Annotated in this window: 8 protein-coding genes; 5 read left to right on the top strand and 3 right to left on the bottom strand. The window is 70.2% G+C overall.

Features of this window, described 5'->3' with window-relative positions:
* Nucleotides 1-972 precede the first annotated feature (972 nt).
* On the bottom strand, nucleotides 973-1,362 hold the full coding sequence (locus JOC24_RS32605; protein WP_205024047.1) for a hypothetical protein: 390 nt from the start codon (nucleotides 1,360-1,362) through the stop codon (nucleotides 973-975).
* 180 nt (nucleotides 1,363-1,542) lie between these two features.
* Between JOC24_RS32605 and JOC24_RS32600 the strand changes: the two genes are divergently transcribed.
* A protein-coding gene (locus JOC24_RS32600) for an IS5 family transposase (RefSeq protein WP_307792810.1) occupies nucleotides 1,543-2,417 on the top strand; the annotation gives its coding sequence in 2 pieces (ribosomal slippage) (nucleotides 1,543-1,909 and nucleotides 1,909-2,417; 876 coding nt in all).
* A 21-nt stretch (nucleotides 2,418-2,438) separates the two neighbouring features.
* Here JOC24_RS32600 and JOC24_RS32595 read toward each other — a convergent pair.
* Nucleotides 2,439-3,404, bottom strand: a complete 966-nt coding sequence (locus JOC24_RS32595) for an NAD(P)-dependent alcohol dehydrogenase (RefSeq protein WP_205024046.1) — start codon at nucleotides 3,402-3,404, stop codon at nucleotides 2,439-2,441.
* A gap of 108 nt (nucleotides 3,405-3,512) precedes the next feature.
* Here JOC24_RS32595 and JOC24_RS32590 point away from each other — a divergent pair, with 108 nt between their 5' ends.
* Both JOC24_RS32590 and JOC24_RS32585 read left to right on the top strand, forming a co-directional pair.
* Nucleotides 3,513-4,193, top strand: coding sequence for a TetR/AcrR family transcriptional regulator (locus tag JOC24_RS32590; protein WP_205024045.1), 681 nt, complete (start codon nucleotides 3,513-3,515; stop codon nucleotides 4,191-4,193).
* A 124-nt stretch (nucleotides 4,194-4,317) separates the two neighbouring features.
* Nucleotides 4,318-5,088 carry a transposase gene (locus JOC24_RS32585; RefSeq protein ID WP_205024044.1) on the top strand — a complete coding sequence of 257 codons (771 nt, stop codon included), beginning with the start codon at nucleotides 4,318-4,320 and terminating at the stop codon, nucleotides 5,086-5,088.
* Nucleotides 5,089-5,224: 136 nt separating this feature from the next.
* Here the strand turns inward: JOC24_RS32585 and JOC24_RS32580 are convergent, their stop codons facing one another.
* Nucleotides 5,225-5,626: a hypothetical protein gene (locus JOC24_RS32580; RefSeq protein ID WP_205024043.1), complete on the bottom strand. Its 402-nt coding sequence runs from the start codon at nucleotides 5,624-5,626 to the stop codon at nucleotides 5,225-5,227.
* 244 nt (nucleotides 5,627-5,870) lie between these two features.
* Between JOC24_RS32580 and JOC24_RS32575 the strand changes: the two genes are divergently transcribed.
* Together JOC24_RS32575 and JOC24_RS32570 are read left to right on the top strand one after the other, a co-directional pair.
* A complete protein-coding gene (locus JOC24_RS32575; RefSeq protein WP_205024042.1) occupies nucleotides 5,871-6,233 on the top strand; it encodes a YciI family protein in 363 nt (120 codons plus the stop codon).
* The gene (locus JOC24_RS32570) at nucleotides 6,230-7,483 is read left to right on the top strand and encodes an RNA polymerase sigma factor (protein WP_205024041.1); all 1,254 of its coding nucleotides are present in this window, start codon (nucleotides 6,230-6,232) and stop codon (nucleotides 7,481-7,483) included. The genes JOC24_RS32575 and JOC24_RS32570 overlap by 4 nt, the downstream gene beginning before the upstream one ends.
* Nucleotides 7,484-7,510: the final 27 nt, after the last annotated feature.

Here is a 7,510-nt window from a genome sequence, read left to right as displayed (position 1 = left end):
GGCCCGATTGACCCCCGTCGAGTACGAAGCCATCATGACCCCACCCGCAGCCCTGGCTGCATAACCCCACTGTCACCTACGCGTGCAGCAGTCCCGACCGTGGTTCTGGGCGCCTCCCAAACCAGTCGACAAGTGACGTCGCTACTGCTCGATAAAGCCACTCGGCGGCGCAGCCGATGCCCCACCTCAGCGGCCTGGGCCCGGTGATGTCCGCCACTCGTAATTACCTGTACTCCCTCAACGCCGAGCTGGCTGGCACGGGGATCTACGTCGGCGCCCTGACCATCGCGTCACTGATCACCCGCAGTGAGGTGTCCGCGGCGGCCCAGGCCGCCTTCGAGTCGGCCGACGGACCGCAATTCCCGGTCGCCGACCCGGACGACCTCGCAGAGCACTACTGGAACATGTACACCAAGCGCGACCGCGTCGAGCAGTTCCACCCCGAATCGCTGACTCCAGGCCACGGCGTAGCGCCGGCGACGCTTGAGCAGGACGCCCAGCGTCAAGCGCCCGCCCAGGGTGGTGGCGAGTGCCTCGTGCGGAGTTTGACAACCGACGCCTCGGTCCCGTGCTTCGGCGCGCACGTCCGCCGTAGCGGTCCGGCGAGGAGCCACCCAAAGCGTCGCAGCCACTTTGGCCCCGTGGGCCAGTCAGGAGACTTAACGCCTCCCCCGGACTGTCCCACTGGCTTCAAGTGGCCCATGGAACAGGGCTTGACTCCCCGCCAGCGGAGGCGGGCCACACAGCAGAACTCCAGCCGCTGTTTGGCTTCCCGAAGTATCTCGGACCACGTGCGCATCCAGTCTCGGACACCGGCGTGCGCGTACTGGGTGGGTTCGCTCAGCTCGAGGCCGTCACACGCCACCACCACGGTACCTGCTCGCCGCCAACGTCGAGCTCGGCGGTGAGCTGGAGCTCCCGCCTACCCGTAACGGGCGCTTCACAGCGCGGTCATCCCAGAAGGCTGCGCGGTCAGCGCCGGCCGCCGCCGATGCGGCGGTCGTCGGCCAGTCCGGTCAGCGGGCCGAACTCGCGGGCAAGCTGGTTCCACGTCAGAACCTCGCCACAGCGGGCCGGGAACTCCTTCGGGTTGAACTCGGGCATGGTCCAGGTACCAGCGCCCCGGTCCCGCAGCCACAGGTCCCCGTCACCGTCGACCACAGTCGGCGGGACCGGTACGGGCTCGGCCTGATCGGTGGGCTCCCAGGTGACCCGGCCCGGGTGGGAAACGCGGCGCAGCTCGGTGGTGGCCAGCCGCGCGGCCAAGTCGCGGGTGGCCTCTTCGGCGTCCTTGACCGACGCGAGTCGGAATGCGTCGTCAAGTACGGGCAGGGCTGGATTCTTGCTGCGCTTTGAACTCATACGCTGAATACCTCCGGTGGGGGGCGTCACATCCGTTATGGCACCCCGTAGAGGAACACGGTATCCGAGGCGGGAGCCCGGCCGGCTACGACCACTGTCCAGGTGAAGGCGCTGGCACACCGGGCGGTGGGGCTAGGGTCTGTTGCGAAAGTGAATCTTGGTCGTGGATGATCACGCCCTGTGGAGCGTGGTGATCTGACGAATGGACAGTGGGCCCGGCTTGAGCCGTTGTTGCCGCAGGGCATCAAGCCGGGCCGTCCGCCGGTGTGGACGCGGCGGCAGCTGATAGACGGCATTCGGTGGCGGACCCGTACCGGTGCTCCCTGGCGTGATGTGCCGGAACGCTACGGGCCCTGGGAGCGGGTCTACGACCTGTTCCGGCGCTGGCAGCGCGATGGCACCTGGGCCAGGTTCGTCACTCAGCTCCAAGCTCAGGCGGACGCGAAGGGCCTGATCACCTGGGACGTGAATATCGACTCCACCGTCTGCCGGGCCCACCAGCACGCCGCCGGGGCCTCGAAAAAGGGGATCTGTAAAAGGAACCGCCCGGCGGCATTGCCGTTGAGCCGGCCGACCATGGTCTCGGACGTTCCCGAGGCGGCCTGACCACCAAGATCCACCTTGCCGTCGAGCAGGGGCAGAAGCCGCTGAGCGTCGTGATCACAGCCGGCCAGCGGGGTGACTCGCCGCAATTCGAGCCGGTCCTGGAAGCCATCCGGGTACCTCGCCTTGGTCCGGGCAGGCCCCGCAGGCGGCCGGACCGGGTGCGGGCCGACAAAGCGTACGACTCCCGCCGCAACCGGGCCTACCTGCGCAGACGCGGGATCAAGGCGACCATCCCGGTCCCCGCCGACCGCGTCCGCAACCGCCAGAAGCTCGGTGCCCGAGGCGGTCGGCCGCCGAAGTTCGACAAAACCGACTACCGCGAGCGGCATGCCGTCGAGTGCGGGATCAACCGCCTCAAGCGCCACCGGGCCGTGGCCACGAGATACGACAAGCTCGCCGTCCGCTACGAGGCGACCGTGTTGGTTGCAGTCCTCAACGAGTGGCTGTGACCAGCACCTTCCCAATAAACCCTAGTCGACCCTGACCACGTACTTGCCCCGCACACCGCCCGCCTCCAGCGCCCGGTGTGCGGCCGCTGTCTCTTTCAGCGGGAAGACCGTGTCCACCGCCGGCCGCAGCCTCCCCTCTGTCACCTGGCGGGCGAGGTCGTCGAAGAGCGCACGTTCGGGGTTGCCGCTGAAGAAGCGCACCCGGCCGCGTCCGTGGACGGCGCTGGCCGCGATGTAGCCCAGCGAGGCGGCGGGCCGCGTCAGGTCGAAGGCGATGGTGACCATGCGTCCGCCCGGCTTCAGCATCCGCCGTACGGTACGCAGTTCGGTTCCCGCCGTGTCGAGGACCACGTCGAACAGTCCCAGTTCCGCAGGGGACACGGTCCGGTGGTCGACGGCGTGGTGGGCACCGAGCGTACGGACGAAGTCGAGGTTGGCAGCGCGGGCCAGGGCCGTGACCTCGGCACCGTACGCCTGTCCCAGCTGGACGGCGGCGTTGCCGACGCCGCCCGCCGCGCCCCGTACAAGCAGCCGTTCGCCGGGGCGCAGTGCGGCCTTGTCGCGGAGGGCCGTGACGGCCGTGGTGGCCACCGGCAGCGCGGCAGCGGCCACGAGGTCCAGTCCGTCCGGGACCCGGCCGAGCCGCTCGGGCCGTACCGTCACGTACTCGGCGGCGCTGCCGAATCCGGAGCTGCGGCCCAGGACGCCCCACACCTGGTCGCCGACCGCTACGCCGGTCGCGCCGGTGCCGAGTGCGGCGATCTCGCCAGTGAAGTCCAGCCCGATGCGCTGCGGGAACTTCCGGCCGGTGACGAGGCGGACCCGACCGGAACGGGCCGCCAGTTCGCCGCTGTTCACGCTGAATGCGCGCACGCGCACGAGGACCTCGCCGGGTGCCGGTCCGGGACGTGGCACCCGGCCCACATACAGCACCTCGGGGCCGCCGAAGCGGTCGAACAGTACGGCTTTCATCGTGCGGTCGTTCATCGTTGCGTTCTCACCTTCGCCACCAGTGGCCCTGTGGGGGATCGTGGCGCCGAGCGTAGGCTGGCAAGCGGACGAGATCGTCCATTTGACCGGAGGTGAGAGACAGCGGTGGGGGAATCCTCTCGGATCGCGGGGCAGGACGGTCTGCGGGCGGACGCCCGGCGCAACCGGCGGCGCATCCTTTCGGCTGCCCGCCTGGTTTTCGCCGAGCACGGCATCGACGCGCCCATGGCGACCGTGGCCCGGCGGGCGGGGGTGGGCGTGGCGACGCTGTACCGGCGTTTCCCGACGCGGGACGCCCTGGTGCGGGCCGCATTCGCGTACCAAATGGACACCTGTGCTCGGGCGCTCACCGAGGCGCTGGCCGACCCCGATCCGTGGCAGGGCTTCCAGCGACTGGTCGAGACGGTCTGCGAACTGCAACGGGAGGAACGGGGCTTCCCGGCGGCGTTCGGCGCGGCCTATCCGGACAGCACGCGAGAACACGCGAGGTTCGGGGAACAGGTCGAGCGGGACTTCATGACCCTGGTCCGCAGGGCTCAGGCGGCGGGCGCGCTGCGGGCCGACTTCCACCCCTCCGACATTGCCGTGGCCCTGTTGGCGCACTGCGGTCTCGTCACCGCGCTGCCGGGTGACCGTGCGGCGTCCCGGCGTCTGGTGGCGTTCTTGCTCCAGTCGTTCCGCGCCGAGGCGGCCCACGGAGCGCTGCCGGCGCCGAGCGCACTGTCGCTGCGCAGTCTTCCGCTCGCGGCCCACGGCTCCCAGGGACAGCGGTCCTCCGGAACCTGATACGAAGCGGCGCCTGCCGCGTGGCCGCCCTTCGGGGCGACCCGCCCTTCGGGGCGACCGCGCCACTTTCGCAACAGGCCCTAAAAGTTGTTGCAGAACGTCTGGGATAGGGCATTCCTCTTGTATGGGTGGGGTGTTGCGGGCTGAGCCGTTGTGGGTGGAGACGTTCACTGGCTTGCGGATGGGCCGGTTCGAGAAGTTGGTGAAGGTAGTACGGGAGCGGGGAGGAAACGGTCCCGGTGGAGGACGCCCGTGGTGCCTGCCCCTGGCCGACCGGGTCCTGCTGGTGGCCGTCTACTACCGGACCAACCTCACGATGCGCCAGCTCGCCCCGCTCTTCGGCTGCTCCCCGGCCACGGTCTGCCGGATCATCCATCGCCTGCGGCCGCTTCTCGCGCTGGAGCCGGCGCCGCGGCCCGTCGCGGATGTCGAACGGTTGTGGATCGTGGATGGAACCCTCGTCCCGGTCCGCGACCGCACGGTCGCCGCGTCCTCCCGTAACTATCGGTTCTCGGCGAACGTGCAGGTCATCATCGATGCGGACAGCCGCTTGGTGATCGCCTCAGCCCGCCCCGTCCCCGGGAACAAGGCTGACGCCCACGCCTGGCGAGAGTCGGACCTGCCCGCCATCGCGGCCGGGACAACAGTCATCGCAGACGGCGCCTACCTGGGCACCGGACTGATCGTCCCGCACCGCAGAAGAGCCGGACGCCCACTCCTGCGCGGCCAGGAGGAGGACAACGCCGAACACCGACGCGTCCGCGCCCGCGTCGAGCACACCTTCGCCCGCATGAAGAACTGGAAAATCCTCCGCGACTGCCGCCAGAAAGGAGACGGGCTCCACCACGCCGTCCAAGCCGTCGCCACCATGCACAACCTCGCCATGACAGGCTGAACCAGCAGGTCAAACGCCATCCCGGCCTGCCCACACCCACCCTTCTGCAACAACCTTTAGGCCGAGCGGGACATCAGGCCCGCCCAGACCTACCATCCGCAGCTCCTGCCTTCAGGAAGGCGTGGGACGCGAGGCGTCAACCGGCGCGGGGCTGCAAAGGGCGATCCGGGCTGGCCCAGCCCTTGCGGAGCCGTTCGTAGCGCAACGGGTGGCGCCACACTCCAGGGTCCTGTGACACGTCCGCGCTGACCTCCACGACGAGCACGGGGTCTACCAGGACCGGTTCCAGGCGGCTGTTCCAGGACGCGGTGAACCGGCCGCCGGTCCACGGGTGGTCGGGGCCGGCTGCGGTGAGGTGGTCGGCGAGGTCCCGGGCCGGGCTGGGTTTCAGCGGGACGGTCTTTCCCACCAACCGTAGACGCCCGGTGGTGTCGTGGCGGCCCAGCAGCAGGACCTGGGGGTGGTGCAGAGAGCCGGTGACGCCGCCGGTGAGCGGTTCAGTGGAGTCCCGGCGGCGGACCTCGGTCCCGCCGCGCACACCTGGTGTCGGCGTACGGGGCAATCTGCACAGGCGGGTACGCGCGAACGTGCACCAGGGCGGGTGGCTGTCCCTGGGCGGAGGGCGCCGGATAGGTTGATCGTTCGGGGCGGGCGATCCGCCGGTGCGACCGCAGGAAGAGCCGAGAATCTTTTTCTGTGCCGGATGTCGAGGAGGCGTGCGCGGCTCCGACTGTGGGGTGGAAGCGCGCCGAAGGGGTGCGCGGGACACAAGGGGACACCTGATGAAGTACGTCGCGATGATCTACGGCAACCAGGCCAAGTGGGAGTCCTTTCCGGCCGACGCCTGGCCCGAGGCGATCGCCAGGCAGGACGCGTTCAACAAGAAGTACCGCGAGAGCGGTGAACTGCTGGGCGCCTACGGCCTGGCGGACGCGGCCAATGCGCAACTGGTGCGCCGCAAGGACGGCGCCCCTGTGGTCACCGACGGGCCGTACCTCGAGACCAAGGAGTATCTCGCCAGCTTCTACATGCTGGACTGCGAGTCCCTGGAGCGGGCGCACGAGATCGCCGCCGACATGCCCTTCGCGGACACCGATCCGGTCGAGCTCTGGCCGGTCCTGCACGACGCCGCGGCGGACTTGTGAGCGAGGCACTTGGCGTCGAGGACCTGCTGCGCGAGCTGGCGCCGCAGGTCCTCGGCGCGCTCGTCCGCCGCTACGGCGCCTTCGACACCTGCGAGGACGCCGTCCAGGAGGCGCTGCTGGCCGCCGCCCTCCAATGGCCCGCCGAGGGACTGCCGGACAATCCCCGGGGATGGCTGGTCACCGTCGCCTCACGCCGGCTGGTGGACCAGGTGCGCAGTGAGCAGGCGCGGCGCCGGCGTGAGGACCGCATCGCCCTGGCCACCCCCCAGGCCGAGCTGCTGAGCCGGCCCGCGGACGCCGGGGCGGACGCGGACCGGGACGACTCCCTGGCGCTGCTGTTCCTGTGCTGCCACCCGGCGCTGTCGGAGTCCAGCCGGATCGCCCTGACCCTGCGCGCGGTCGGGGGTCTGACCACCGCACAGGTCGCCGCCGCCTTCCTGGTGCCCGAGGCGACCATGGCCCAGCGCATCAGCCGCGCCAAGCAGACCGTGAGGAACTCCGCGACGCCGCTGCGTCTGCCGCAGGCGGCCGACCGGGCCGGACGGCTGGAGGCGGTACTTCATGTGCTGTACCTGGTCTTCAACGAGGGCTACACCGCCACCGCCGGCCCTGACCTGACCGCGCCGGCCCTGTCGACCGAGGCTATCCGGCTCACCCGGCTGCTGCGCCGCCTGTTGCCCGACCACGCCGAGACGGCCGGGCTGCTGGCCCTGATGCTGCTCACCGACGCACGCCGAGCTGCCCGCACCGGGCCCGGCGGAGCCCTGGTGCCGCTGGCCGAGCAGGACCGCACCCTCTGGAACCGTCGGCTGATCACGGAGGGCCTCGACCTGATCAGCCGGATCCTGCCCAGGGGGCAGGTCGGCCCCTACCAGTTGCAGGCGGCGATCGCCGCGGTCCATGGCGAGGCCGAGGATGTCGATGCCACCGACTGGCCGCAGATCCTCGCCCTGTACGGCCTGCTGGAGCACCTCGCGCCAAATCCGGTGGTCACCCTCAATCGTGCCGTCGCCGTCGCGACGGTGCACGGCCCCACCGCCGGGCTCGACCTGCTGGCGACCCTGGACTCCGACCGGCGCACGGCACACCACCATCGTCTGCTCGCAGTCCGCGCCCATCTCCTGGAACAACTCGGCGAACACGACGCGGCGGCCCACGCCTACCGCGAGGCGGCCCGCCGCACCAGCAGCACACCGGAGCGACGGCACCTCACCAACCGCGCGGCCCGCCTCACCCCTGGACAGGACTGACCAGCAGAGCCAGAACGCCGAAGGGCT

Origin of the sequence: Streptomyces sp. HB132, assembly GCF_016909575.1 — a bacterium.
Taxonomy (GTDB): domain Bacteria; phylum Actinomycetota; class Actinomycetes; order Streptomycetales; family Streptomycetaceae; genus Streptomyces.
The sequence above is the reverse complement of the archived record's forward strand: the minus strand, read 5'-3'. Positions and strand labels throughout refer to the sequence as shown.